General features: G+C 48.2%; 33 protein-coding genes. 4 read left to right on the forward strand and 29 right to left on the reverse strand.

Annotated features, from left to right (window positions below; all coding sequences use genetic code 11):
• Window positions 1–119 precede the first annotated feature (119 nt).
• From KNO61_RS05760 to KNO61_RS05860, 21 genes are all read right to left on the reverse strand, one after another.
• Window positions 120–668, reverse strand: coding sequence for a DivIVA domain-containing protein (locus KNO61_RS05760; RefSeq protein WP_074037318.1), 549 nt, complete (start codon window positions 666–668; stop codon window positions 120–122).
• An 18-nt stretch (window positions 669–686) separates the two neighbouring features.
• On the reverse strand, window positions 687–1,457 hold the full coding sequence (locus KNO61_RS05765; protein WP_078146656.1) for a YlmH family RNA-binding protein: 771 nt from the start codon (window positions 1,455–1,457) through the stop codon (window positions 687–689).
• A gap of 3 nt (window positions 1,458–1,460) precedes the next feature.
• Complete coding sequence (locus KNO61_RS05770; protein WP_015881317.1) at window positions 1,461–1,730, reverse strand: YggT family protein; 270 nt, start codon at window positions 1,728–1,730, stop codon at window positions 1,461–1,463.
• Between the two features lie 4 nt (window positions 1,731–1,734).
• Window positions 1,735–2,205 carry a cell division protein SepF gene (locus KNO61_RS05775; protein ID WP_078146655.1) on the reverse strand — a complete coding sequence of 157 codons (471 nt, stop codon included), beginning with the start codon at window positions 2,203–2,205 and terminating at the stop codon, window positions 1,735–1,737.
• A gap of 23 nt (window positions 2,206–2,228) precedes the next feature.
• Window positions 2,229–2,882: a YggS family pyridoxal phosphate-dependent enzyme gene (locus KNO61_RS05780; protein ID WP_214684527.1), complete on the reverse strand. Its 654-nt coding sequence runs from the start codon at window positions 2,880–2,882 to the stop codon at window positions 2,229–2,231.
• Window positions 2,879–3,640, reverse strand: coding sequence for a peptidoglycan editing factor PgeF (gene pgeF / locus KNO61_RS05785; protein ID WP_214687901.1), 762 nt, complete (start codon window positions 3,638–3,640; stop codon window positions 2,879–2,881). The genes KNO61_RS05780 and pgeF overlap by 4 nt, the downstream gene beginning before the upstream one ends.
• A 51-nt stretch (window positions 3,641–3,691) precedes the next feature.
• Window positions 3,692–4,834, reverse strand: a complete 1,143-nt coding sequence (ftsZ, locus tag KNO61_RS05790; protein WP_015881313.1) for a cell division protein FtsZ — start codon at window positions 4,832–4,834, stop codon at window positions 3,692–3,694.
• 46 nt (window positions 4,835–4,880) lie between these two features.
• Window positions 4,881–6,167 carry a cell division protein FtsA gene (gene ftsA / locus KNO61_RS05795; RefSeq protein WP_078146652.1) on the reverse strand — a complete coding sequence of 429 codons (1,287 nt, stop codon included), beginning with the start codon at window positions 6,165–6,167 and terminating at the stop codon, window positions 4,881–4,883.
• Between the two features lie 227 nt (window positions 6,168–6,394).
• Entirely contained in the window at window positions 6,395–7,165 is a 771-nt protein-coding gene (locus KNO61_RS05800) for a cell division protein FtsQ/DivIB (RefSeq protein WP_214687899.1), read from the reverse strand.
• A gap of 14 nt (window positions 7,166–7,179) precedes the next feature.
• Window positions 7,180–8,256 carry an undecaprenyldiphospho-muramoylpentapeptide beta-N-acetylglucosaminyltransferase gene (gene murG / locus KNO61_RS05805; protein ID WP_214872757.1) on the reverse strand — a complete coding sequence of 359 codons (1,077 nt, stop codon included), beginning with the start codon at window positions 8,254–8,256 and terminating at the stop codon, window positions 7,180–7,182.
• The gene (gene murD / locus KNO61_RS05810) at window positions 8,253–9,590 is read right to left on the reverse strand and encodes a UDP-N-acetylmuramoyl-L-alanine--D-glutamate ligase (RefSeq protein ID WP_214872759.1); all 1,338 of its coding nucleotides are present in this window, start codon (window positions 9,588–9,590) and stop codon (window positions 8,253–8,255) included. Before murD ends, murG begins: the two co-directional genes overlap by 4 nt.
• A 13-nt stretch (window positions 9,591–9,603) precedes the next feature.
• Entirely contained in the window at window positions 9,604–10,563 is a 960-nt protein-coding gene (gene mraY, locus KNO61_RS05815) for a phospho-N-acetylmuramoyl-pentapeptide-transferase (RefSeq protein WP_214813460.1), read from the reverse strand.
• 21 nt (window positions 10,564–10,584) lie between these two features.
• Window positions 10,585–11,889, reverse strand: coding sequence for a UDP-N-acetylmuramoyl-tripeptide--D-alanyl-D-alanine ligase (locus KNO61_RS05820; RefSeq protein WP_214730952.1), 1,305 nt, complete (start codon window positions 11,887–11,889; stop codon window positions 10,585–10,587).
• Window positions 11,890–11,946: 57 nt separating this feature from the next.
• On the reverse strand, window positions 11,947–14,094 hold the full coding sequence (locus KNO61_RS05825; protein ID WP_214691088.1) for a penicillin-binding protein: 2,148 nt from the start codon (window positions 14,092–14,094) through the stop codon (window positions 11,947–11,949).
• Window positions 14,094–14,456, reverse strand: a complete 363-nt coding sequence (gene ftsL, locus KNO61_RS05830) for a cell division protein FtsL (RefSeq protein WP_015881305.1) — start codon at window positions 14,454–14,456, stop codon at window positions 14,094–14,096. The genes KNO61_RS05825 and ftsL overlap by 1 nt, the downstream gene beginning before the upstream one ends.
• A 24-nt stretch (window positions 14,457–14,480) precedes the next feature.
• Window positions 14,481–15,413, reverse strand: coding sequence for a 16S rRNA (cytosine(1402)-N(4))-methyltransferase RsmH (gene rsmH / locus KNO61_RS05835; protein WP_078146645.1), 933 nt, complete (start codon window positions 15,411–15,413; stop codon window positions 14,481–14,483).
• Window positions 15,414–15,572: 159 nt separating this feature from the next.
• Window positions 15,573–17,129, reverse strand: a complete 1,557-nt coding sequence (gene bshC, locus KNO61_RS05840) for a bacillithiol biosynthesis cysteine-adding enzyme BshC (protein WP_214872760.1) — start codon at window positions 17,127–17,129, stop codon at window positions 15,573–15,575.
• Window positions 17,130–17,153: 24 nt separating this feature from the next.
• Window positions 17,154–17,513, reverse strand: coding sequence for a DUF3397 domain-containing protein (locus KNO61_RS05845; protein ID WP_015881302.1), 360 nt, complete (start codon window positions 17,511–17,513; stop codon window positions 17,154–17,156).
• Window positions 17,507–18,346: a ketopantoate reductase family protein gene (locus KNO61_RS05850; RefSeq protein WP_240499803.1), complete on the reverse strand. Its 840-nt coding sequence runs from the start codon at window positions 18,344–18,346 to the stop codon at window positions 17,507–17,509. Before KNO61_RS05850 ends, KNO61_RS05845 begins: the two co-directional genes overlap by 7 nt.
• Window positions 18,347–18,465: 119 nt before the next feature.
• Window positions 18,466–18,639: a 50S ribosomal protein L32 gene (gene rpmF / locus KNO61_RS05855; protein ID WP_015881300.1), complete on the reverse strand. Its 174-nt coding sequence runs from the start codon at window positions 18,637–18,639 to the stop codon at window positions 18,466–18,468.
• A gap of 22 nt (window positions 18,640–18,661) precedes the next feature.
• Window positions 18,662–19,189, reverse strand: coding sequence for a YceD family protein (locus KNO61_RS05860; RefSeq protein WP_015881299.1), 528 nt, complete (start codon window positions 19,187–19,189; stop codon window positions 18,662–18,664).
• A gap of 156 nt (window positions 19,190–19,345) precedes the next feature.
• Here KNO61_RS05860 and KNO61_RS05865 point away from each other — a divergent pair, with 156 nt between their 5' ends.
• Entirely contained in the window at window positions 19,346–20,476 is a 1,131-nt protein-coding gene (locus tag KNO61_RS05865) for a tRNA(Met) cytidine acetate ligase (RefSeq protein ID WP_078146642.1), read from the forward strand.
• On the opposite strand, the gene KNO61_RS05870 is transcribed toward KNO61_RS05865, so the two are convergent.
• From KNO61_RS05870 to KNO61_RS05890, 5 genes are read right to left on the reverse strand one after another with little or no spacing between them, the layout of a single operon-like run.
• The gene (locus KNO61_RS05870; RefSeq protein WP_214872761.1) at window positions 20,455–21,447 is read right to left on the reverse strand and encodes a SepM family pheromone-processing serine protease; all 993 of its coding nucleotides are present in this window, start codon (window positions 21,445–21,447) and stop codon (window positions 20,455–20,457) included. The two genes, KNO61_RS05865 and KNO61_RS05870, sit on opposite strands and share 22 nt — an antisense overlap.
• Complete coding sequence (coaD, locus tag KNO61_RS05875) at window positions 21,444–21,938, reverse strand: pantetheine-phosphate adenylyltransferase (RefSeq protein ID WP_015881296.1); 495 nt, start codon at window positions 21,936–21,938, stop codon at window positions 21,444–21,446. The genes KNO61_RS05870 and coaD overlap by 4 nt, the downstream gene beginning before the upstream one ends.
• 4 nt (window positions 21,939–21,942) lie before the next feature.
• Window positions 21,943–22,506, reverse strand: a complete 564-nt coding sequence (gene rsmD / locus KNO61_RS05880) for a 16S rRNA (guanine(966)-N(2))-methyltransferase RsmD (protein WP_214730942.1) — start codon at window positions 22,504–22,506, stop codon at window positions 21,943–21,945.
• Between the two features lie 52 nt (window positions 22,507–22,558).
• The gene (locus tag KNO61_RS05885) at window positions 22,559–22,813 is read right to left on the reverse strand and encodes a YlbG family protein (protein ID WP_143406649.1); all 255 of its coding nucleotides are present in this window, start codon (window positions 22,811–22,813) and stop codon (window positions 22,559–22,561) included.
• A complete protein-coding gene (locus KNO61_RS05890) occupies window positions 22,797–23,246 on the reverse strand; it encodes a YlbF/YmcA family competence regulator (protein ID WP_015881293.1) in 450 nt (149 codons plus the stop codon). The genes KNO61_RS05885 and KNO61_RS05890 overlap by 17 nt, the downstream gene beginning before the upstream one ends.
• Window positions 23,247–23,378: 132 nt before the next feature.
• Between KNO61_RS05890 and KNO61_RS05895 the strand changes: the two genes are divergently transcribed.
• The 3 genes from KNO61_RS05895 to KNO61_RS05905 all read left to right on the forward strand — a co-directional run bounded on the left by KNO61_RS05895 (window position 23,379) and on the right by KNO61_RS05905 (window position 24,998).
• Window positions 23,379–24,134: an ATP-grasp domain-containing protein gene (locus KNO61_RS05895; protein ID WP_251029733.1), complete on the forward strand. Its 756-nt coding sequence runs from the start codon at window positions 23,379–23,381 to the stop codon at window positions 24,132–24,134.
• Window positions 24,135–24,238: 104 nt separating this feature from the next.
• Window positions 24,239–24,601 (forward strand): YugN family protein, encoded by a 363-nt coding sequence (locus KNO61_RS05900; RefSeq protein WP_015881291.1) that lies wholly within the window; start codon window positions 24,239–24,241, stop codon window positions 24,599–24,601.
• 43 nt (window positions 24,602–24,644) lie between these two features.
• Complete coding sequence (locus KNO61_RS05905; RefSeq protein ID WP_214730939.1) at window positions 24,645–24,998, forward strand: hypothetical protein; 354 nt, start codon at window positions 24,645–24,647, stop codon at window positions 24,996–24,998.
• Between the two features lie 55 nt (window positions 24,999–25,053).
• Here the strand turns inward: KNO61_RS05905 and KNO61_RS05910 are convergent, their stop codons facing one another.
• The 3 genes from KNO61_RS05910 to KNO61_RS05920 are packed head-to-tail and all read right to left on the reverse strand — an operon-like array spanning window position 25,054 to window position 26,432.
• Window positions 25,054–25,329 carry a hypothetical protein gene (locus tag KNO61_RS05910; protein ID WP_015881289.1) on the reverse strand — a complete coding sequence of 92 codons (276 nt, stop codon included), beginning with the start codon at window positions 25,327–25,329 and terminating at the stop codon, window positions 25,054–25,056.
• A 5-nt stretch (window positions 25,330–25,334) separates the two neighbouring features.
• Window positions 25,335–25,949 carry an SCO family protein gene (locus tag KNO61_RS05915; RefSeq protein WP_214691094.1) on the reverse strand — a complete coding sequence of 205 codons (615 nt, stop codon included), beginning with the start codon at window positions 25,947–25,949 and terminating at the stop codon, window positions 25,335–25,337.
• Window positions 25,950–25,970: 21 nt separating this feature from the next.
• Window positions 25,971–26,432 (reverse strand): DUF420 domain-containing protein, encoded by a 462-nt coding sequence (locus tag KNO61_RS05920; protein ID WP_015881287.1) that lies wholly within the window; start codon window positions 26,430–26,432, stop codon window positions 25,971–25,973.
• Window positions 26,433–26,453: the final 21 nt, after the last annotated feature.

Genomic DNA, 26,453 nt, shown 5'->3' on the forward strand with positions numbered 1-26,453 from the left:
GTTCAGCGTGACGACTCATAGGGGATACCGATTCAAGTCTTTCTCCTAGGCTCTCACCGTCCCTAAGTCGCTTCGTAGGTATGACTCGATCGACGCGTCCTACTCAACGTGTTGATCATTTATCCGTGTTGTTCTTCATTACGTGTGACTTCGTCGTCATTATACGCAAGTTCTGTTCTATCGTCAAGAACCGTCTGCACAGGCGGTTCCCCGACAATCGTTTCCCATTCCGTACTGTTGAGAAGTTCCATTTGCGCATCGACGAGGACGCGGAAGCGTGTCCGATACAACTCGACTTTCTTGAGCATTTGAACGACTTCTCGTTCAGCAAGTTGCTCTTTGCGCGCCGCTTCCTCTTCACGAGCGAACGCTTCACGTTCCGCTTGTTTCAAGATGAGACTCGCTTCTTTTTGAGCATTGTTCTTCACTTCTTCCGCCGCTTCCTGCGCGACGATAATCGATTTGTTCAACGTATCTTCCATCGAGGAGAAGTAGTCAATGCGGGCTTGCATATCGTTGACAAGTTCTTCATACCGTCGATTCTCACGAATCAATAGTTCAAACTCTTTAATGATTTGATCTAAAAATTCATTGACCTCATCGATGTCGTACCCACGAAAACGGGAAGAGAATTCTTTATTATGAATATCAATCGGTGTCAACGCCATTCGACTTTCCTCCTAATTTCAACGTATGGTGCCATACTGGATTTTAATTTTTTCACGTTTGGTCGATCCGAGAATCTCCATCAATTTGATGCGACCATATCCACGGACAGATAAAAGATCATCCGGTTCAAGGATGAAGCTCGCGTCTTCAATGACTTTATGATTCACTTTACAGTCGCCATGTTTGACGAGCGCCTGCGCTTTTTGCCGAGAGATGTTAAGCACCTCGCTTGCGACCGTATCAAATCGTAAGGAAGAGACGATGCCGAACCCTTCGATCCATTCGGTCGCAGGGACGACAAGAACCTCGTCTTTTGGCACGGAAGAAATGCGAACTCTCGCTTTTCCGACACGTTCAAGATTCATTTCAATGAACCCGACCGCTTCACGCGTCGTCGCAAATTGTACAATCTCATCGTCAAGAACGACATCTCCGAACTTTTGACGTTTCAGTCCAGCGTTCAGCAATGTCCCTGTCACTTGTCGATGCGTCAAGTCCACGAATTTTGTTGGGTACTCGATTCGACGGATCTCAATCTCAAAATCATCTGGATTGAGTTCATAGTAATCCGGCGCTAAAATCAGACGACGTCGTTCCGCGCCTTCAAATCCGCCATCATCATGAATGACAAGTTGTTTCCCGACGAGTTGTTTGACGATTTGCTGTTCACGTGGATCGAGAAAATCCGTCAATTTCAACACATAGCTATTCTCCACTTGTTGTACCCAGTCGAGCACTTGTTCCACGAACGCGCGTTCACTTGGTCGATAATGGTCATAGACGCTCATACGTCACCCAAAGATCGCAGCGATTCCGGCTTGTGCCATGCGAAGCACGAACAACGCGACGATTGGGGAGATATCGAGCATGCCACCAATCGGCGGGATGATTCGGCGAAACGGCGCCAAGAACGGTTCACACAAAAACGATAAGATTTGACCAAATTTAGATTCGCGTGCGTTCGGGAACCACGATAATAAGATATAGCCGATGAGGACCCAACTATAGATGCCAAGTAAGTCGCTCAACGTGTTGCCTAAGGCAGGGATTACGTTTTCCATTCAGTTACCACCCTTTACTGTGAAGTTCATCCTCCGAGATCAAGTTTGAGATTGAACCAGTCAATTCGACATTGTTCGGAGTACACAGAATCGTGTTATGTCCAATCGAAGTCATCGATCCCTCAAGGGCGTATACGACACCTGAGAGGAAGTTGACGACTTGACGCGATTGCTCTTTTGACATGCGCTGAAGGTTGACGATGACAGCACGGTTTTCTTTCAAATGATCACTAATGTCTTGCGCCTCAGCGAACACACGCGGCTCAGCCAATACGACTTTTGAACGGTCTTTCTTTTTCGTATTTAATGCCACGAGATTATTCGCTGATTTTGGACGATCATCCTGTCTGACGACAGATGTTTCGGTTGTAGAAGGAGCTGCTGCATTTGCCACAGTATACTCTTCTTCTTCATATGTGCTGTTCGGATCTTCTTCGAGTCCAAAGAAATCTTTCATTTTGTTTTTGATTGACATAACGGATTCCTCCTTAAGATATATTATTGCACAAGTACGGTACCAATACGAACAAACGATGCGCCTTCTTCAATCGCGATTGGGTAATCGTTTGACATCCCCATCGACAGCTCCGTGCATGGTGCGTGGTCATACGCATTTGCCTTCACTTCATCACGTAGATGACGGAGACGGCGGAACGTTTCACGAAGGACGAACTCTTCTTCAGTGAACGGTGCCATCGTCATCAGCCCGATGATTCGAATATGAGGATACTGTTTACAGTTCTCGATGAAGGGCACGACTTCCTCTATTTCCAGACCATGTTTTGAATCTTCTCCTGACGTGTTCACTTGAACGAAACAATCGATTGTCCCGTTCGCGCGCTTGTCAATCTCTGCTGCGAGAGACAACCGGTCAAGAGAGTGGATGGCCGCGACGTAATCAATGATTTGTCTCACTTTTCGTGTCTGTAACGTACCGATAAAATGAAATCTGGCATCCTTCGGCATCCCTTCAACTTTCTCGAGCAGTGAATCCGGACGGTTTTCTCCGAAATCACGAATTCCTTCTGCGTAAAGAGCGTTGGCCACATCGACGCCTACGGATTTCGTGACGGCGATGAGTGTCGGCTCAACTTCTTGAACGTGTGATGAAATGATGGATTGAACTTGTTTTACATTATCTGAAATACTCACGATTTCCGCTCCTTGACGATGACTGCCGCAAACCGACGTTTCGTCTCTCCGTCTCGATAGGAGAAAAACGGGCTGTCCGCGCCAGTCGTTAAATTCGATTGCATGACCGCAGTGTCATGTTCTTTTGCCAATACTTCATTGACGGTTTGAAGGGACAAGAGGGCGTGGTCTCCCGATTCGTTTCGCACTGCCCGTTCATATGCGACCGGCGAAACGTCCCGGACGGCATGCAGGACACGACCATCGACCTCATAGTCACTTCCTGAGATGGACGGACCGACGAGCATTTCTACATCGGTCGCCTCGATTCCCTTCTCAGCAAACATCTGCATCATGGTCTTGACGATGTTTCCGACCGTCCCCTTCCACCCAGCATGAGCGATGCCGATGACCCCATGATCTTTCGCACAGAAGAAGAGAGGCACACAGTCAGCAAAGACGAGGGCTAACGGTAGCGCGTCTTCGGTCGTGAGAAGACCGTCTGTTTTCGGGATCGCCTCTTCATATCGAAACGCACCCTTACCTTTGTCCGACGAATCGACGACCTGGACCGCTGTGCCGTGCACTTGATCCGCCCACACGGAGTCCTCTAACGCGAGCCCAGCTTGTTGAAAGAACTGTTGCCGATTTTCGACGACGCGGTCGATTTCATCGCCCACGTGCAGTCCGACGTTTCCCGCATTGTGTCCATCTTTTCGTGTCGTCACGTAAGCATGATAACGGGCTGTTTCGGTTTCCCAAGTATGTAGCAGTTGCATCGGTCTCTCCTTTTAGAAAAAGGGATGCCGAGTACCGGCACCCCTAGTTGTTTAGTTACGGCGTTGTCTCACAAACGCAGGGATGTTGATCGTCTCGTCTGGGACGTCTCCTCCATACACTGGGCGATGGAAGTTCCCTTCGTCTTGTTGAGCCGCTTCATTTGCTTTTGGTTGGGGTTCCTTGTTCTCAACCTCAGGCTGTTTTTTCGGCTGCTGAAGGAACGGGTTCGTCCCTTGTGCTTCTTCAGCGAATTCAGTTGCAATCACGGTGACGATGATCTCATCGTTCAAGTTTTCGTTGATGACCGAACCGAAGATCAAGTTCACTTCTTCATCGGCCGCACTTTGAACGATTTGAGCCGCCTCTGTCACTTCGAACAAGCTGAGGCTAAGTCCACCAGTGATGTTCATCAAGACACCTTTCGCACCTTCGATTGAAGATTCGAGAAGTGGTGACGAAATGGCTTTCTTCGCTGCTTCAACGGCACGGTTTTCACCTGTCGCGACACCGACACCCATGAGGGCAGACCCTTTCTCCGTCATGATCGTTTTCACGTCCGCGAAGTCAAGGTTAATGAGACCCGGGATGGCAATCAAGTCCGTGATCCCCTGTACACCTTGACGGAGGACGTTATCCGCTTCACGGAACGCTTCGATCATCGGTGTGTTGCGTTCCACGATTTCAAGGAGCTTATCGTTCGGAATCACAATGAGGGTATCTACTTTTTCTTTGAACGCTTGAATGCCGTGCTGTGCGTGTTGCATACGCTTCCGTCCTTCGAACATGAACGGTTTCGTCACGACACCGACCGTGAGTGCGCCGATTTCTTTTGAAATCTCGGCGATGACTGGAGCGGCACCTGTTCCCGTTCCGCCACCCATCCCAGCCGTGACGAACACCATGTCCGCACCGTCAAGTGCTTCAATCAACTGTTCGCGGCTTTCTTCAGCCGCTTTTTTACCGATATCCGGGTTCGCACCTGCACCGAGACCACGTGTCAATTTTGCACCAAGCTGAAGCTTCACGTCGGCTTTCGACATGTTCAACGCTTGTGCATCCGTGTTGACTGCGATGAACTCGACTCCTTGTACCCCATGTTCAATCATGCGGTTAACGGCGTTTGACCCGCCGCCACCGACTCCAATTACTTTAATTTTCGCTACGGCGTCAATCGCCTCATCAAAGTACATCATTCAGGTATCCCCCTACGTATTTTCCAAGTTGTATTACATCGTCAGCTTAAACGCCAAATAATTTTTCCATCAAACGACTAAACCCTTTTTTCGACTCTTGATCGCTCTCGTATTCGTTCTCTCCTACATGAATATCGGTCGCTTCCGGCTTCTTGTGAAGTGTTTCCTGGCGAACTTCCGGTTTTTCAAGCTGAGATTTCGAAACGTGATGATCACTCATCAAGACATATTTCAACACGCCGACGGCTGTCGCGTATTTTGGATGTCTGACACCAATCGACGATGGTTGATACAATCTCGTCTTTTGGCCCATAATACGAGTCGCCAACTCCTGAATACCAGGTAGAGCAGCTGCCCCACCGCAAAGTAAGTATCCGCCATTCAGCATCGGAACACCTACTTTTTGAACCTTATTCAACATAAGGGTAAACATTTCCTCTATTCTCGCTTCTAAAACGTAGCTAATTTCTGACTGTGGTTCGAACGCCACTTCCCCATTGATGTTCGTGTAGGAGAAACCTTCTGTCTCATCAGCCATTTCTTCAAGAGCGAGACCATATTCTTCTTTCGCCACTTTGGCGTCTTGATATTTACAATTGAGTTTATAGACCAAGTCTCTCGTCATATGATCTCCACCGACCGGGAGGATATACGAGTAGACGAGATCTCCCCGATAAAATACGGAGACCGTCGTCTTTTCATGCCCGACATCGACAAGCCCGATTCCTAAATCGATTTCATCTACAGAAGCTGCGCTCATACCGAGGGCAAGGTTTCCTAGAATAAAACCTTCGAGTTGTAATCCTGCCCGTTCAATCGAACGACGAATACTATGTAAAATGGTCTTCGACCCGGTCACCATTTTCCCGTGCATCTCAAGTCGATAGCCTAACATGCCCCGTGGATCGACAACGCCGGTTTGCTGATCAACCGTGAATGAAGATGGGATCACATCGATGACACTCATCTCGTCCGGTAATCGCATCACTTGTGCCGAGTTGATGACTTCCATCACGTCTGCGTCGGTAATTTCTTGATCTTCTCGCTTCACGGATGCAATTCCATGACATGGGGCAATTTGGATATGTTCCCCTTCGATGGCAACGTATACAGATCGAATTTGATCTCCTAGCGATGTCTCAGCGTGCTCAACGGCCTGTTTGATCGCTTGGACTGTTTTATCGATGTCTACGACAGCGCCACGTTTTACACCCGCAGACGGTGCACACCCTTCTGCCAAAATATTAAGCGTTCCGCCGAGCAATTCACCGACGACGAGCTTAATCTCTGACGTTCCAATATCTAATGCGGCCACATAACCATTCGCTTCCAAAAGGGAAACACCTCCGCTCTATAATTTTTCTGTTCCAATTGCTTGACACATATACAGATATCCAAAAAAATTGTTGGTTTCGACAAGATATCTCACGTCTAAGTTTACAACAAATAAGATAGTGAGAAAAGGTAGAATCCTACAATTTAAGCGGTTTCGCGTTATCAATTCGTTTACAAACGACAAAAAAACAGCCCTTATGTGTCTAAGGACTGTAATATAACTGATTATTCATTCGTTTTCTTGTATGGAACAAAATAAAAACCACCATCCATGACGACGGTCCCACGCTCACCTTTCGGGATGTTTTCATAAATTTCTCCATACTTTGATACGGTCTCGCTTAACTTCAATGTCGGTGTGAGTAACGTGTTGCCATCGTTCATAAAAATCTCGTATCGCGTCGGCTCATCTTTTCGTTTCGATAAAATCACTTCTGACATACGAGCCCGTGTCGCATCATCGACCCGCTCGAGTTCACTTGCGATCTTTTCGAGTTCCGCTTCCGTGTTGAACTCTCGTAAGAGTGGTCCGTCCTTTAGCTTTTGCGGATCGGTGATGGCTCCGGTCGGATGGAGTGAACCGTCGGCTAACACGACGACATCTCCTTTTTCCGCTTTCGCATAAGCGATCATTTTCTCTTCTGTCACGGTGATTTGAACCTTGTTATACCAAGAACGATCGATTTCTACCCGTTTGACACCAGGCAACTTTTCCATCTGTTCACTCATCTTGTTTGGGGACAGACTGACAAACTTCGTCGATGAATCGAGCTTCATGTCCTGAAACACGTACGTTTCTTCTAACCAGTAAAGACCCGATACCTTCACTTCTTTCACGTTCGACATCGAAGTCTGCATGTAGACCACGAGTAGGATGAGAATTCCAAACAGTGAGAGTACAGAGAACATCCGACGGTTCGCTTTTTTACGCCGTTGTTTTTTCATGTATGGAATACGGTCTTCGAGACTACGTACCGTTTGTTGGCTTGGTTCCATCGGGTTCTACTCCTTTATTGAATGACTTCTTCTACCAGGTCGGCCAATGCATCTGACGCGTCCGGGAAACCGAGTGCACGCGATGCGTTCGCCATCTCATCACGCTGTTCGAGTGCTTGACGAATCGCTTCTACGAGCGTAACACCCGTCAACGCCTCTTCTTTCACAAGGATGGCCGCCCCGTTCTCGACGAGGGCCGAAGCATTTTTCGTTTGATGGTCAGCTGTCACGTACGGACTAGGTACCAAAATGCTCGGTAAACCAATGGCGGTCAATTCTGAAATCGTCGAAGCGCCAGCTCGTGAGATGACGAGTGACGTACAGGCGAGTAAAGATGGCATATCGTACACGTATGGATGGATGTGTACATTATCAGAAGATGGCGCCTGTTTCGACACCGCATCGAAATGCACTTTCCCCGTGACGTAAAGGACGTTGATTGGCAATTCTGAGAGCGACGGGATCGCTTCCACGACCGCTCGGTTGATTGCCTCGGCTCCGCGGCTCCCACCATACACCAAGACGATCGGACGGTCATCTAAACGATACTGTTCGCGGACGGACGCCTCATCGACTTCCGTTTGCAAGACTTCGCTACCACGCGGGTTTCCAATCAAGCGAACGTTCGCACCCGGGAAATGGACATCTGAGCCTTTGAACGAGAGGGCAACCCGATCGGCTTTCTTCGATAAGAATTTGTTAGTTAATCCCGGGATACTGTTTTGTTCATGCAGAATCGTGGGGATCCCAAGCTGTTGTGCCGTATAGACGACGGGGCCGGATACGAAACCACCCGTCCCAATCACGACGTCCGGCTTAAACGCCGCCATGTCTTTTTTCAATGCCCGAACGGCTTTCAAAAACCAGTAGGCTGTCTTCACGTTCTCGAGTGAAAGGGAACGCTTCAGACCTGCGATTTGAATCGACTTGAACGGGACACCGGCTCGCGGTACGAAATCAGCTTCTAACCCATTCTCCGTCCCGATGTATTGTACCTGTAAATCCGGGTGACGTTTTTTTAGCGTTTCAATCAATGCGAGTGCCGGATAAATATGACCACCGGTACCACCACCAGAAATCATGATTTTCATCGGTTCGCCTCCTCATATGAACGGACGAGTTGAACGAACTGCTCGCCTCGTTCTTCAAACGTTTTAAATTGATCCCAGCTAGCACAAGCGGGTGAGAGTAAGATGACGTCTCCCGTCTCGGATTGCTCAAACGCGAGCGGAACGGCGTCTGCCAACGTCTCGACGGTGAAAGATGGAATCTGTCGGGACTCGCCGAGCTCTTTAAAACGCTCTTTCGTCTCACCATACGCGATGACAGCTTTTACGTTTGAGAGAGCCGGGGCGAGCGAAGATAAGTCCGCACCACGCTCGAGACCACCACAAAGCCAGACGATTGGGGCGTCAAATCCACGTAACGCCGCTTCCGCCGCCACGTTGTTCGTCGCTTTCGAATCATTGTAGACGGCACGTCCGAGCACATCACCGAGACTCTCGGTCCGATGCGCGACGCCACCGAAGTTTCGTAACACACGTTCGATATGCGTACGTGGAATAGCGAATGGTTCCACTAAAAGTAGTGCAGCCAATACATTTTCCACGTTGTGCGCCCCGCCTAATGCCAACTCATTTACCGGCATGATTTTTTCACCACGAACCGTGACCCATCCATCGACGACAGAAGCGTCACCCCGGTCAAAGCTGAACGTAGTCGGTTCAATCTCTCCCGGGACACGTTTCATCACTTCCGGATCTGTCACTTTCACGACGATTTGATCTGCATTCGTCATTCGACGGAACAAGTTTCCTTTTGCATCCGCATACGCATCAAAATCCCCATGATAGTCCAAATGAGCTTCCGATAGATTGAGTAGTGCCGCCGAGCGAGGATGAAACGACTCAATCCCCATCAATTGAAAACTCGACAATTCAATCACAATCAAATCGCCCGCCTTCGCCTGAGACGCCACTTCAATCGCAGGGAATCCGATGTTTCCCGCAAGATGCACCGGACGCTCCCCACCTTTGAGCAATTCATAGACGAGTGTCGTGGTTGTCGTTTTCCCATTTGAGCCAGTGATGGCAACAAATTCCGCCTCCGTTGCTAAATAAGCAAGTTCCACTTCAGTATAGATCGGGATATGACGAGACATCGCTTCCTGAAGCAATGGAATCTGATACGGGATGCCTGGGTTTTTGACAATCACCTCTGTCTCATTCAACAGAGCGAGGGGATGCTCGTTAAACACCGATTGAATCCCGAGCGCCTGAATTTTTTCCTGTTCGTCTTCCGGAGGGATATTCCCCGTATTGATCGTCACATCTGCTCCCGCATGATGCAGATATATCGCCGCCGCAATACCGCTCTTCGCAGCACCGAGGACAAGAACTTTTTTACCGTGCCATTGCTTTTCCATCTGTCTCACCCTTTTACATGAGTAGTAATGATAAACCTGCTGTAATTAAACTGATGCCTCCGAACGTGAGTACGATGCGCCATTCTGACCACCCGACCATTTCGAAGTGGTGATGGATTGGACTCATCTTGAAGAGTCGTTTCCCCGTCGTTTTAAACGAGATGACTTGCAAGATGACGCTCAACGTCTCGATGACGAAGATGATGCCGACGAAGACGAGAAGTAATTCGAGCTTCAACATCAAAGCGAGTCCAGCGACGGCTCCGCCTAGTGCGAGCGAACCGGTGTCCCCCATGAAGATTTTAGCCGGATACTTATTGAAGACTAGGAACCCGATCAAGGCACCGATGACCCCAAACGCGAACCAAGCAATCCCAAGTTCATCTTGTGTAAGGGCGTAAATCCCAAAGAATGTGAACGTCGGGATGGCCGAGAACGAGACGAGTCCGTCTAATCCATCCGTCAAGTTGACAGCGTTAGAGAACCCGACGAGCCAGAAGATGACGATGGCGATATAGAACCATCCAGTATCGAACGAAATCGACGTGAACGGGATCGAGATTGATGTATCGAGGTCTCCTCCGAGTGACAAGAACCATGCAAACAATACCGATACCACGATTTGACCGATCAACTTCTGAAGGGACGTCAATCCGAGGTTTCGTTTATTGACGACTTTGATGTAGTCATCCAAGAAACCGATGACACCGAATGCCATCGTAACGAATAGAAGGGTACCGAATCCTGCGACCGCTTCGCCGAAGATGACGGATACGATGAATCCGACGAGGATGGCGAGCAGGATGACAATCCCACCCATCGTCGGTGTACCCGACTTCTTCTGGTGCCAACCTGGACCTTCATCACGAATCTCTTGTCCGAACTTTAATTGACGCAATGCTGGGATGGCTCGCGGCATCACGATCAAGACACTTAATAATGAACTGATTAATACGATTAAACTAATTAACATGTTGCTACCTCACTACTCTATTTATTGAACAAGACGCTCAAGCGCCAGTCCTCGAGATGCCTTTAACAATACCACAGTATCCGGTCGTTGATAATGATGAAGGAGCGCCTTCGCTTCCTCAACCGTCGGGACCATTTTAACGTTCACTCGTGAATCTTGAATCCCATCCGCGATCCATTTTGCCTTGTCTCCAACGAGAATACAATCGGTCACGGGAGATGTCACCGCGCCACCGACTTGTTCGTGTTGCAGTTGTTCATCCATTCCTAACTCGTACATATCTCCAAGGACGAGCACACGCTTCGAGAATCCTTCAAGCGACTTGACTGTCTCAATCGCTGCAATCATCGACGTCGGACTTGCGTTGTAGGCATCGTTAATGAGGTGAGCTTCGCCGAACATCTGTTTTTCCATCCGCATCGACGTCAACTTGATTCGGTCTAGGCCACGTTGAATCATCGCATGATCGAGACCGAACGCAAGTCCACACGCGATTGCATAGGCTGCGTTTCGAATCTGATGGGCACCGAGCACCTTTAGTTCATACAAGTCCCCGTTGTATTTAAAGATCGATGCGTCAAATGTCGTTTCGATCACTTCAATTTTCCCGTCTGCCGTTTCATCGTATCCGATGCGATAGCCTTGACCAGAAAGAAGTGGCTCATCCGCATCGACGATCAAGCGACCGTCTGCTTTGAGACCGGCCTTGATCTCAAGTTTCGCCTTGGCGATACCTGTCCGTCCGCCGACTTGTTCACCGTGGGACTCCCCGATATTCGTCACAAACGCCACATCAGGCTTGGCGAGTTTTGACAGCGTCTCGATTTGACCGAATCCGTTCATTCCCATCTCGAGGACGGCTACTTCCGTATCCCGCGGCATTCTGAGAACGGTAAGTGGCAAGCCGACGTCCGAGTTGAAGTTACCGGCCGTCTTATGCGTCTTGAACTTCTCCTCGAGCACGACAGCGACCATGTCTTTTGTCGACGTCTTCCCATTCGAGCCTGTAATGGCGACGACGAGCGGATTGATTTCTTCTAAATATCGCGCCGCTGCCGTTTGCAAAGCCTCAATCGTCGATTTCACAGGGATGACAACTAGGTTGTCTGGTTGAGGACGACCTTCTTCCCAGAACGTGACAATCGCACCCTTTTCAACGGCCGCCTCGATGTAATCATGACCGTCGACTCGCGCCCCAACAATTGGGACGAAGAGACCCGCCTCGTTTGCATCTCTTGAATCTGTGGCGACCCGTTCGACGAGACGTTCGTCATTTAGATCCATGCCAAACCATGATGCCAATTTTTGAACTGTCAGTTGTTCCATACAAACTTCCTCCTCTTACATAGGAAAAGAGAGCCGCAGCCCTCTTCATCTCGTGCGTTAATTCGACGGTGTCTCCAATTTCACTTTCAAGGAGGCACCTGTTTTGACCGGTTTCCCTTTGCCAATCGATTGCGATGTGACAAATCCGGTACCGTCGATTTCTAAATTTAATTGATAAAGGGTCGCTAAACGTTTGACGTCACGCAACGACCAACCTTTTAATGTAGGCATCGTAAACGACTCGCTCGTTTTTAGCAACAATCGTTCACCGACGACATAAGATTGTCCTTTCACAGGACTCTGCGCAATCACTTCGTCTCCATCACCTAACACGATCGGATTGAAGGAATTCTCCGTCGATGCGTTCACTGCCTCTTCACGGTTTTGACCGATATACGAAGACGTTGTCTTCGTCGAGGCTTCGACTGCTTTTTCTTGTTTTTCAGGCTCGACACTCCGGTAACGTAATGCGACATCCATCACGTCTTTGAAAAGTGGCGCCATGATTCGTGGTCCGGTCGTAGACGAGTCACTGTTCGGTCTGTCCACCGCGATATACATGACAAGTTCCGGATCGTCTTCCGGAGCCATCCCGACGAATGAGTGAATATACTGTCCACTCAAATATTTTCCGTTCTCGGCGATTTGAGCGGTACCGGTCTTTCCGACGACACGATAGTTGTCTAACGCATACAGTTGCCCGGTTCCCACATCGCTATTGACGACACCGTCGAGCGCTTCACGTGTCTTTTTGGCTGTCTCCGCCGTGATCGGTTGACCGACTTCTTTCGGATTGGTCGTCCGAATCGTTTCGCCGGTCTCGCTGTTGACGATTTTCTTGATGAGGTGCGGTTGCTTCATCGTCCCATCCGTTGCGATGGCCGATGTCGCTTGCAAAATTTGCATCGGTGTCACCGCTGTCGATTGTCCCCATGCCGTAATCAAGACGTTCATCGGACTTTCGAAATCGAATTGACTATTGACCTCTCCAGGCAAATCGATTCCTGTCCGCTGATCAAACTTGAAAGCTTTAAAGTAATCTTCATATCGACTGAGACCAAGTCGTTCGTTCGCTAAAATCGAGAATGCTACGTTCGACGAATGCCAGACGCCTTCTACCATAGGAATGGTACCCCATCCCGTAATGTTGTAATCATTGAAGACCGTCTTGCCATATTTGTATGAACCGGATTCGTACAGCTCATTCGGATTGTACACGCCTTCGTTGATGGCTGCCGCGAGCGTAAAGATCTTCATCGTCGATCCAGGTTCGAATCGAGACGAAACAGAGAAGTTACTGTACGAAGAAATCTCGCGTGTGTTCGGATCAAACGATGGTCGGTCCGATAGTGCGATGATCTCTCCCGTTTTCGGGTCCATGATGATGGCCGTCGCATGTTTCGGCTCATACTCCTCATACAACTCATTCATCTTCGTTTCGAGCAACTGTTGGATTCTGTGGTCGATTGTCAATTGGACGTCCGCCCCGTCTTCCGGTTCAATCTTCAACTGCTCGTCACTCGATATGAGTTCACGACCTGCCAAATCTTTCTCAAATCGATACAGACCGTACGATTCACTTAAAATATCATTCAGAGACTTTTCAATCCCTAATTCACCGACGAGTTCGATACGACCGTTCTGGTCAATTTTCTGGGCATATCCGATTACCGAGGAAGCAAATACTTTGTTCGGGTAATAGCGCTTCGGTTCCTCGACAAACGTGATGCCGTTTAGGTCGAATGCTTCGATCTCTTCTTTTTGTTCTACGGTCAAGTCACGACCGGGAACACCGAACTCGATTTGTCCAAGGTCGGCATTTTGTTCAAGTCGTTTCAATAAATCGGCTTCTGTCATAGGAAGCACGGTCGACAATTGCTTCGCCGCTTCGGCGAACTCATCGGGCATAAGCGTCTTCCCTTTGACCCGCTCACCACCGAGTTTCAAAACGGCAACGAGCCGGTATGATGGAATGTTGATGGCAATCGGTTGACCGAAGCGATCATACACCTCGCCCCGTTCCGCTTCTAACGTACTGACCGCTTTCCACCGTTGCTCTTCCGCGAATGCGAGCATGTTCTCCCCTTTGTACGTATGGGTGACGGATAAATAAAGGAACCATCCAACAAAAAATAAAAAGAGCGGGGTGAAGCAGACAATCGCTACCCACGCCACTCTTTTTTTACTCTGTTTTAAAGAATTCATCAATCAATCACCTTGACATTCTTTTCATTGAATTTCATTCCGAGCTTCTCGGCAATCGCATAAATTCTTTCGGGCGAGCTTAATTGGGCGATTTCATACTTTAGTTCTTCGTTTTCTTTTGCAACCCCGTCGACCTGCTGATTGACGGCTGCTGTATCACGCATAATATTATACGCTTCATTGTGCTTCGACACCGTGATGCCACCGAACATGACCACTGAACCAATCATCACTGGATACAGGATCGATTCAAACAAGGTCAACGTGCGTCGTTTTGGAGCAGGTATTGGTCGTTCTTGCGGAATCGGATTTCGATTCGGTGTTACTTGAGGCTGCAACGCCTTACGGGCAGCTTCTGGCATCAGGTATCCCTCCTACACTCTCGGTTATTTTTGTTTTTCGGCCACTCTCAACTTAGCAGAGCGTGAACGACGGTTATCTTCAAGTTCTCCCTCACTCGCCACGATTGGCTTACGCGTGATGAGTTTGAGTTCAGGTTCAAATTCTTTCGGAATGACCGGCAACCCCGGTGGTAATGGTGGATGCTGGCTTCGCTCTTTGAACACTTGTTTACAAATGCGGTCTTCTAACGAATGGAACGTGATGACACAGATGCGTCCATTCAATGCAAGTAAATCAATCGCATCTTGAACGGCGCGGTCGAATACGTTCAACTCATCATTGACGGCGATTCGAATCGCTTGGAACGTCCGCTTCGCCGGGTGTCCGCCTTTTCGTCTAGCTGGTGCAGGAATCGCTTCTTTAATCAAGTCGACAAGCTCGAATGTCGTCTCAATCGGTTTATCGGCACGGGCTTGCTCAATCTTTCGTGCGATTTGCTTTGAAAACTTTTCCTCCCCGTATGTAAAGAAAATACGAGCAAGTTCTCCGAACGACCATTCGTTCACAACATGATAGGCTGAAAAGTCCCGTGACCGGTCCATTCTCATATCGAGCGGTGCGTCATAGTTGTAACTGAACCCGCGCTCCGCCTCATCTAGCTGTGGCGAAGAAACGCCTAGGTCGAATAGTACACCGTCCACTTTTGTCACACCACGTTGGGCGAGTTCTTCCTTCAAGTGAACGAAATTGCTCTTTATAAACGTCACACGGCCTTCATAAGGAGCCAATCGCTCTTTCGCATGTGCGAGCGCGACGTCATCTTGGTCGAACGCATATAGTTGACCCGTCGTTAGACGCTTTGCGATTTCTTCACTATGACCCGCTCCACCTAACGTACAATCGACATATACCCCATCTGGTTTGATGTTCAATCCCTCAATGGACTCCATTTTTAAAACCGTTTCATGCTCAAACATTCAAAAAACCCTCTCAACCTACATATTTCAACTGTTTTATTACACTTACTTTATCATAAAAATGTCAAGGTCCGTACAGGTTTTTAGTGAAAAGAGGAAACAAAAAGGTAACAACGAAAAAAAGCTCCTGACAAATGTCAAGAGCTCTCCAAAAAATGATTATACATAGAACAAACATCGCTCCGAATCGGATTGTTCATATGCCTGTTTCAATCGTTGAAACACATCTAGTCCGTGACGATTTAGCATCGGAACCATCGAGAGGATACGTTCTTGAGGGGCATCCATCGGGAACAGTCGGGTCGATAGATGAATCCGTCGTGCATTCAAGCGATATTGTTCTCGCTTCGATTCGGCACGCATCTCATCTGCCAATCGCTCGAGCACATGTCTCGACTTCGCCTCAAATCGTCTTCCTTGTTTCCCTGCCTCATGACTGACGGCCTCCGTGAGCGTCCGGTACGCATATAGCTCTTCTTCAAACGCTTCGTCGTCAAAGGCATGGTCCGGAAGCGGTTGCTTCATATACTGCTCCAATGTCACGCTTTCTTGACGAAGCTTCTTCTCATCATTTCTTGACACGATCAACGCACCAAGACGCGGCAAGAGCAGTGGCATCTTCCAGCCCATCACGTGGAAGAGCGGTCGAAGCTGGAGCCAATAGGCAATTTCACCGGGACCTGCCACATACCCAAGAGTCGGGAACAGGAAATCCTGCATGAGCGGACGGGAGACCACGTTATTTGAGAAACGCTCCGGGTGCGTCTCTATCTCTGTGAGCAGTTCGCCTTCAGTGAAGCGATGCCCTCGCTTTGTCGTGAACACGCCATCGACCTTTGTGAGCAGCTCTCGTGTCCCATCGTGATAAAACAGATGGGCCGCATCTCTGTTCAAGTCGACCGATGGCATCCCTTCTTCATACGCATGACCGAGCGCTTCATGGAGCTTGTCATGATGCTCGATGAGACGTCGGAACATCGGTCGTTCGAGAGCCCGTACGTCTTTCGCGTGCGGGTCAAACAATAAAAAGTCAGATCCGACGAATCGCCGCATCATTCCACCGAAAAAGTGAGCGAACGAACGACTCACTTGAATGAGGTCAATCAGCTCATGATACAAATGTGAAGTATACGGTGTCTCTGTTTCATTCAGTAGAAGACGTTGCGCCATTTGAACAAGTTCGAGCTTTACCCGTTCGAACTCTAAGTCCCCTATCGATGCTTTTCCTGCAAGCGGTAACGATGACAAGGCATCTTTTTTCAACGTCCTCGAAAACGCCTGTGTTGTGAAGACATGGTTGATTTCAGCAAAGTCATGATCTTCCGTAGCCATCCAGAAGACAGGAAGGACCGGTTTCCCTAATTTCGCTTCAGCCTGTTTTGCCCGTTTGATGACCGCTAACAGTTTGTATACGGCAAACAAAGGTCCTCCATATACGCCGACCTGTTGCCCCGTCACCATCACGTACGCTTTTCGCTGAGCGAGTAACTCCAGCTTCGCTTCCAACTCTTCCGAAAGTTCCCCGAACTGTTCTTGTTGTCCCTTTATTATCTCGACGAGCTCCGACAGATGCTCATAGGTGCGCCCTGAGACCTCCTCGGCACGTTTTTCGATTTCATCCATCCCTCGATAATCGAGCCAGCGACCATATTCATGATCGATTTGAATCATCGGTGTTGTGGATGCATATAGAGCATCAAATGCTTCTACCTTCACGTATAACAACTTCCTTTCAATCAATCAACGAATCATGCCTTGGGCTACACCGATCGCGAATAAAATGGCGTGGGTCGGAACAAGTAGCAAGAAGAGTAACCGCCAACCATGGACGAACATCTTCGTGAACAACACTTCCTCATAACGAATCCGCTGCCAAATCGCATTGATTGGGAAAATCGCACAGCAGGCTGCGAGCAATAACAGCAACATATCCGTCCCGACGATGGCCTCAAGTAAAATACTGCATGCATAAAACCAAAGGATGACTCCGGCATCGCATGCGAGCTTGAATGAGTTGATTGATTTCGGCATAATTTTTCTAAGTATCATATACACCATAAACCATAAGATGAGTGGAAATGAAACGATATACACTAACACGATGCGCTCGCTCCTAGAATCAGTTTATGTAATAGCGGAATGACAGTGAGAGAAATCTGCATTTGTTCGGCTTTTTCAATCACCGGTTTCAAAATTGCATCCACCTCGGTCGGCCGACCTTCTTCAAGGTCGCGCAGCATCGAGGAGTGATTCTCTGCGGTACGTTCGACAATCGTCTCGATGTAGGAATACGAGACGTGCTGCGCAAACAACGGTATCAACTCATCGTAAATCGATTGTGCGATTTCACGATATGGTGAGCCGGCGAGTGCGCCGTTCGGGACCCGGCATAACGCTGTAATGGGATTGATGATGGCATTAGCAAACAATTTTTCAATGACGACTTGCTCAATCTCTTCTTCCCACACAATGTGAAGTGGGCTCTCTTGAAATGATAGAGGGTGTAGTACCGATGTGCTTCCGATCCGAATCCGTCCGAGTCCACGATGCTCAACCTCATGACCACGCTTCGTCACCCCATGCTCGACGACACCTAAATGAAACCCTCGACGTTTCGCATATTCCAGATGGGCAATCCCATTCGAACAAATAAAGACGGGCACCTTACCCGAGAGGCGAGCCGTCGCTTCCTCGACTTGATGGGCTTTTGTCGTGACAAAAAAGAGATCCTCGTCCGTTTCTTGAAGCGTCTGACTGGAACGGAACGACACACGTGCCGTCCCTTCCGTCACGCCGGTCCGTGTGATGACAAGTGGATCAGATGACCCGCTTCTTCCGTAGAGCGTCACGTCGTAATCATCTGCGAGCAAAGATGCCATCAATAATCCGACCGCTCCGTTTCCGATGATACCAATTCGTTTGATGGAGTTCATCATGGTCCTCCTCCTATTCGAACTATTTTCGCACAAAAAGTTTACCACATCTTTTCGCCATGACCCAAAAAAGACAAACAAAAAAGGAGCGACCTGAGAACAGGTCACTCCTTCAAGCATTATTTGCTTGTTACTTCTTTACCGTTGTAATGTCCGCAAGATTTGCAAACACGGTGTGAAAGTTTCATTTCGCCACAGTTCGGGCACTCGTTCATACCAGGTACGTTGAGTTTGAAGTGAGTACGACGAAGACGTTTGCGAGTTTTCGACGTTCTACGGAATGGTACTGCCATCGTTGTCCACCTCCTTGATAAGTTAACCTTCCTCGTTCTCTTTTTTCGAGAACAGGTCGGCCAGTCCCGCGAAACGCGGGTCAATTTTTGGTTGGGCTTCGGGCTGTTCGTCAGTAAGCGTCCAGCCTTCTCCTTCAACCTGAGTTTTGTCTGTTTCGTTCCCGTAAACTTGCATCGGGACGTCTAACATGATGAGCTCTTTTACAATCGGTACAAGACTGATCGTATTTCCTTCTGGCAAATTCACGTCATCGAATTGCTCCGTATAACGCCCATTCTCCAAAAAGAAAGGCTCGAGCGATTCAATATCGAATTCATAAGTGACATCTTCTAACGTTCGCGCATCTGGCAACGTCAGGTCACCTTGAATCTTCAGATTGAATGTAACTTGATTAGATGTGAACGATGCATCCCCGTGCACATGCACCGGGCGAATCGAACGGATATCCGGATGGAGCTGAGTCAGCTCTGGTAGTTCTACCATCTCATCGATTGTAAAACCGTCACCCTGGTTTCGGAGCTTAAGTAGCTGTGCAATAGACCATTTCATCCGAATCACCTCAATTGCAACAATATGAATTATAGATAGGCCAACTTGTTTTGTCAATGTTTTTTCTTTACACTAAAATCAGTTGACGACGGCGCTTTGCCAAAGCGTACTTACTCATCTTACACCAATCCATACGACAATGCAAAGGAGTAAATCATGCAAAAGACGGCCATTATTGCAGAGTACAACCCGTTTCACAACGGGCACTATTATCAAGCGCAAACTGCACGTCACGAAACCGGGGCGGATGTCATGATTGCCATCATGAGTGCCCAGTTCACTCAACGGGGCGAACCCGCCTCGTTCGACAAGTGGAAACGGGCTAAGGCTGCCGTCGAGAGCGGTGCAATCGATCTAGTCATCGAGTTACCGACCCAGTACGGGGTCCAACGCGCCGACCGTTTCGCTAGCGCCTCCGTCTCGATTGCTGAACAGCTCCGTTGCCAGACGCTATCGTTCGGGAGTGAGAGCGGGGATATAGATGCAATCCTACATGCAGCCCGTTCACATGTCGAAGAGGCGCCACGTTATAAAGAGGCGCTTAAAGAAGCGCTACAAGAAGGGCACTCGTCCGCGCAAGCTTCGAGTCGAGCTTTTCGGACCGTCTATCCCTCGTTTGATTTGACGCGACCAAACAACATTTTGGGCTACCATTACGCCAAAGCAGCAAAATCGATTCAGTTACATACAGTCAAACGGCTCGGGGCTGATTATCATGACCCTTCATTAATGGATGTCATGTCGGCGACAGGCATTCGGACTCATTATTTAGGCACCGGTGAAGTTCGTGCCGTCCCGGCATCAACTGAAGCGATGTTTCGGACACGACCGATGACACATTGGGAACACTATTGGCCCGTCTTACAATTCAAACTGAGAACCTTGCCACTCCACACAATGACGGAGCTCGTAGGAATTGATGCTTCTCTCGCACCTCGTCTTAAGCAGGCGGGAGTCGAGCCTTCATTCGAACGTGCACTTGCTGTCGTGTCGACACGTCGCTACACGCGTACCGCCATTCAGCGGGCGTTCGTCGCCGTACTGCTTCACTGGTTAAAAGTCGAGGCACCGACACGCTTTGATGAAGTCCCTTACGTGAGACCGCTCGCCTTCAACGATCTCGGACGACATGCGCTACGAGATGTGAAGGAAGACGTGCAACTCGTCAGTAAGTTCGATGCCCGGCTCGATTTTGAAGCTCGTGTCACCGAAGCATATCGACTCCCGCTTCAAGATGATGCATTGATCGAGCACCGGCAACGCCCTCAGTTCATCTCTTCTAAATAACGAATCGCATCCTCGACCGTCTTGACAGAGACGACTTCAATGTCACTGTTTAGGCGGTCTCGTGATTCCAGCGCCTCTTCATAATTTGAACCGGCAGGCACAAAGAAGACTTCCGCTCTTTCCTCGTCGGCGGCGACAATTTTCTGCCATGCACCTCCGATAGGTCCGACATTCCCTTCCTCATCGACCGTTCCGGTTCCGGCAATCCGTTTTCCATTTGCCAAGTCACCTGGCGTCAATTGATCATAAATTTCTAACGTGAACATCAATCCTGCAGATGGACCGCCGACATTCGTCAAAGCGACATCGACTTCAGGATCAGCCGTGATTTCTTGAACGGGAAGTGGCTCATAGATTCCAATTCCGACACGATCTCCGCTTTGATCGATCGGCTGAATGAGCGTTTGCACGACACGTTCTTCGCCGTCTCGTTCAATCGTCAACTCCACTTCATCGCCCGCCTCAAATTCCGATATGCGATTCAAAAAGTCGACGCGAGTGGCAAAGGACATCCCATCGATAGCCGTGATGACATCACCCGGCTTCAACACATTGGCTGCAAGAGATCCGGGAATCGGAGCGGATACATAAATCCCCTCGAAATCGACCGTCACGTCTTGATCTGCTAACTGATAGGCGTATTGAACCGCTGCTTGTTGAGAGGAGTCCATCAATAATTGTTGGCGACGTTCATAGTCTGCCTCACTCTCCCCATCGTATAAATAGCGACTGGATAAATTCGCTTCCGTGAACGGGGTCACCCAACTTTCCACTAACCAAAACGGAGTCGCACGGCGTTGGGAGATCGTCACCATCATCAGTTCCCCATCCTCTTTTTCGCCACCTTGGACGGTCAGGAACTCTTCAATTGAGGTCGCCGCTCCGGGTGAAGAGATGTAGTAAGGAAGTGGGACGAACAGGAAGAGAAGAACTGTGACGAGTAAACCGAGACCGATCTTTAACGATTTCATTGTCCCGAACTCACTTGATACTTTTTACGCAAGGCAATTTCAACCTGTTCCGGTACGAGTTCACTGACCGAAGCCCCATATTTCGCCACTTCTTTGACAATCGACGAGCTGAGGAACGAATATTGACTATTCGTCATCATGAACAACGTCTCGACGTTCTCATTCAACTTTTTGTTAATTGATGCGATTTGAAGCTCGTATTCGAAATCTGAGACTGCACGGAGCCCACGGACGATCGTCGCCGCTTCCCGCTCTGCGGCATACTCGACAAGCAATCCCCCGAACGCGTCAGCCGACACGTTTGGCAGATGTGTTGTCACATCTCGGATCAGTCCAAGTCGTTCCTCCACATCAAATAATGGGGCTTTGCTTGAATTTTCAAGGACGGCGACAATGACCTCGTCAAAAATGGCCGCCGCTCGTTCAATAATATCTAGATGTCCGTTCGTGATGGGGTCAAAGCTACCCGGACAAATCGCAATCCGTTTCATCGTGTCACTCCTCCGATGCGTACTCATAGAAACTGATGGTGATGACATCTGAGTATCGCTGTTCTTTAATTCGTTCAAATCGTCCCACCCGCTCCGGTAACGTCACGTCGCTACCGTGTTCACAGACGACTACGCCGATATCAATCAAGAGATTCGACTCATCGATCAGCTGTAAGAAGGTCACATGTTCTTCCGCATGATAAGGAGGATCCATAAAGATGAGCTTGAATTGTTCCTGTTGAACCTTGAGCTGTTCGAGTACCGCCTTGGCGTCTTGACGATATACTCTCCCTTTTACTTCATAATGGGTCGCTCGCAAGTTCTCTTGAATCGTTTGGACGGCTTTCGGTTGACGATCGACAAAAATAGCTTCGTCACAACCTCGTGATAACGCCTCGATTCCGAGCCCACCGCTGCCCGCGTATAAGTCTAGTGCTTTTCCGCCTGAAAAATAAGGTCCGATGATGTTGAATAGCGATTCCTTCACTTTATCGGTCGTCGGCCGTGTCGCCGTTCCTGGGACCGCTTTTAAACGGGTCCCTTTTCGTTCTCCAGATATGACACGCATGTCTTTCCCTCCAGCAGAAAAGATGAAGGTGATGCCACCTTCATCTTTTTGTTTATTTCGATTTTGTCTCGTACGTTTCGGAAATGAATGGGCGTTCGCTTCGAACGACCGCTTCCACAAACGGCAATGCTTTCACTTGTTCGAGTACGGCTTCATGACCTTCGAGGTCAGTATAAAGAAACGCATACTTTTCTCGTTTTGAGACAAAGTAAAGATTCGCATAACGTCTTAACGCTTTCACTTGTTTCAAGGAATTCACATATACGACGAAGCCAATCCGTTCATTCAACTTAGACGGCGCATCCACAACTTCCGCCTCCTCCGCAGCTACCTCCACCTGAACATCCACCTTCATCAAAGAATGGATTGCCGGTCGGGACCTTGATTTTTGGAGAGACCGAATGAGCCAATAGTTCACTCACTTCCCCTAACAACTTATCCAAGCTTCGTTCCGCTTTTTTGAACGCAGCGATTTCTGGCTGAACGTCGAGACGACGTTTGATGAGATGCATCTCTTTTTTGATGCGATCGTGGTCCGGATGATGCTTTCCGAATCGCTGGACATACTCATAGTCCTCTTTCATCTTCAAGAACTCACGCTCGATCTCTTTTGCTTCTTGTGATGCGAGACGTGCCGCTTTCGTTTGAATATATGTTTGAAACGATTCGCTTGCTTCAATCAAATCGGTCAATTCTTCTGTTTGATCGAGCAGGGCAATCGTCTGTTCAGTGATTATCATACCCCTCACCCTTTCTGCCATGATTTTACCACAATTGTTTCCCTATGTAAGCAATCCACATTATAATTGAAGTTGACCGCAAGGCGTTCCATGTAGAAAGGAAGTGAACAGACGCAACCTATGCGTCTACGTATGAAAAAAGTTTCTTTTAATATGATCCGATCGGCCGGGATCAAGACGGATTATGCGAAACCCGAATATTATTTCGATCAGCTCGACAAGGTTCGCGCTGCCGACCTCGTCCTGTTCCCTGAGTATTGGATGGTCAATTCCATCATCTACGGGATGAATAAAGCGATCTTCCCATCACCTGCGACTTATCACCTCGGGCACGACAAGATCGAGATGACGCGCGCCTTTAAAGCGACATATCCGCACCGGATTCCGAAGACATTGATTTATGGAAAGAACCCATACACGATTGAACGCGTGTTGGAAGAATTCCACTACCCGTTCGTCGCCAAAAAAGCCAAATCCTCAATGGGTCAAGGGGTATGGTTAATCAAAAATGACCAAGACTGGTTAGAATACGTCGAGAATCATGATACGTTCTATGTCCAAGAGTTCATCCCGAACGATCGCGACTTACGCATCATCGTGATTGGAGAAGAGGTAGTCGGTGCCTATTGGCGTGTCAGCGAGGCTTTTTTAAACAATGTCGCTCAAGGTGCTAACTTCTCGTACGAAGATATCCCGGGAGACGTCGTCCAAGAAGTTCAATCGATCGCGAACACGTTATCCATCAATCACGCAGCGTTTGACGTCATCGTGACGGAAGAAGGATTTTACATTTTGGAATTCAACGTCTTTTTCGGATCAGAAGGACTGCTACCTCTTGGCGTGAAACTCCCTCAAAAAATCGAGGAATACTTAAATTCACTCGGCTGATTAATCGTTCATCTTTTTTTCACAATTTGAACACACGTTATTCCAAGAACGTTTTTGAATATGGTATGATGACATATGAGGTTTATTCGAAAAGGGGGATTATGATGAAATTTGAGCAGTTCCACATCGAGGGAAAAGAAATCCGTTTTGGTTTGCTCGAGACGATCATGGATCATCATCATTTCATCCGTGAAGGTGCTTGGGATTATGAGCGTGCCACGTATGACATGAAATATGAGAAACAATCGACTGGCGAAACATTCTATCTTCGCTTACCTGTATACGCGATCGAAGGTCAAATCGAAGATCGTCACGCTGTTGTCAAAATGCTTACACCGATTTTAGGAAAGCATTATTATCCACACGGTGTTGAATACGATGAAGTCTTCCCAGAAGAAATCGTCCGCGACTGTGAGCGCCGTCTAAAAGCACTCGCAGAAACATTAGAAGTCAAACCCCTTGCATAAGCGAAGGGGTTTGTTTTTTTGACTAGATCGGAGGCTCCCGACCTTGAATCACTCGATTTATTTTGAAAGAAAGGGCAACATCTTATACTCTGGGGCGTCACGCATCCAATTAGAAGTGCTTCCTCTGCCTGATTCAATCAATGAATTAGAACAAATGATTTGTTCTGAATCTATCCAGACTCTTTATCTCTCAACTTATCAAATACATGATCGAAATATATTAGAACCTCAATCAATCAGCGATATTCGATCTCAATGGAACGAGTCATACAAATCTCATATCGTCCTTTCAAATGAAGCAGACCTAGATGACTTTCAAGATGGGCATTGCTTCTTTGCAGAACTTTTTCATGACCCACTTAAGAATAAAATTTTAATCTTGTATCAAGCTCACTAAAAAGTACGAATGAAAACAAAGCCCACCGAAGCAGATTCGCTTCCGTGGGCTTTAATCAGTTAGTCGCAATGACGGTCAACGTCACGTCGACTTGACCGAGCAATAAATCGAATTGGTCTCGAACATAGCGATACAATCGCTCTGCCTCGACGAGTGATAATGGTGCAATGATTTGATAATCATAGTGGTCTTTCGAGCGAGAGACGACTTTCACTTCTTTCAAGCCGAATTCAATCGCGCTACACGCGATCAAATCTTCAATCGCCCGTTCCGCAATCGTCACGTCTCCGTATGAATAGTCATTCCCAATCACAGCCATCGTATCGTTCATGGTGATCACTCCTTTTCATTCGCGAGCACTTTAACGTCCTCCATGATAGATTCGATATCGACCGGTTCATCCCCTGCCGTCGCCATCTGCGCGACAGCACGGACATCATGATGGCGGTCGATGACGTACATCGTCGTCGCATGCGTCACGAGTCCGCTGTTCGCCTTCGAATAATAGAACTGTAGCTGACGTGTGATTCGGTCAATGTCTACCTGGTCTCCCGTCAACATCTTCCATCCAGTCGGCTCTGCTTGGAATGCTTCTCCGTAATTTTTCAGAACGGGCACGGTATCCACCTCCGGGTCAACCGTGATCGCGACGAGTTCTACGTCCGAGCCGTATAAGTTCTCTTTTTTCAATTCTTTTTCGAGTTTCATAAAATCACGCAACGTGAGCGGACAAATATCTGGACAGTTCGTATAGAAGAACGTCACAATCTTCACTTTTCCGTTGTCGGAATTATAGGTCTCTTCATTTAATGCGTTCGTTAATGTGAACGGGGTTGGTTCTTGAATGACGGGTAGGTCGTCTTGATTGAAGAAAACAAAATACACGGCTACTCCGATGACGACAAGCGTCAAGACGGTCAAACCGACCGTCAAATAGCTATTCCGTTTCATACAGCTCTCCCTCTCTATGGATCATCCTCCGATTATCGCGCGGAATACGTTCGTCGTTTCACCTGGGTCATATGCCACATAGAGAAGAATGTAAACCGTCACCCCCGTAATGGCCGTGAAGAACCAGACGACTGACGCTTTTGGACCGATTTTCCGGTGCTTCTCGATTTTGTTTTTATAACCGAGATAGAGCGTAATCAATCCGAGGATACCACCTGTTGTCGCGAGAAGAATATGGAAAATCATAAAACCAAGATAGAACGGCTTCACTGAATCCGGTCCTCCGAATGCCGTGTTGCCGACAAAAATGGTACGCGAGACGTAAAGGATGAAGAACGTCGTCGCTGCAATCGCTGCGGCCGTCATCACCTTTTTATGTTTTTCGATGTTGCTGCGGTCTTTTGCGATAATCACCCATCCGATGGCGACAAGAATCGCACTGATGACGATGAATGACACACTAATTAAGGCAAGATAGTTCATCAATGTTTCCCCTTTATGTTC

Source organism: Exiguobacterium sp. s140, assembly GCF_018617035.1.
Taxonomy (GTDB): domain Bacteria; phylum Bacillota; class Bacilli; order Exiguobacteriales; family Exiguobacteriaceae; genus Exiguobacterium; species Exiguobacterium profundum.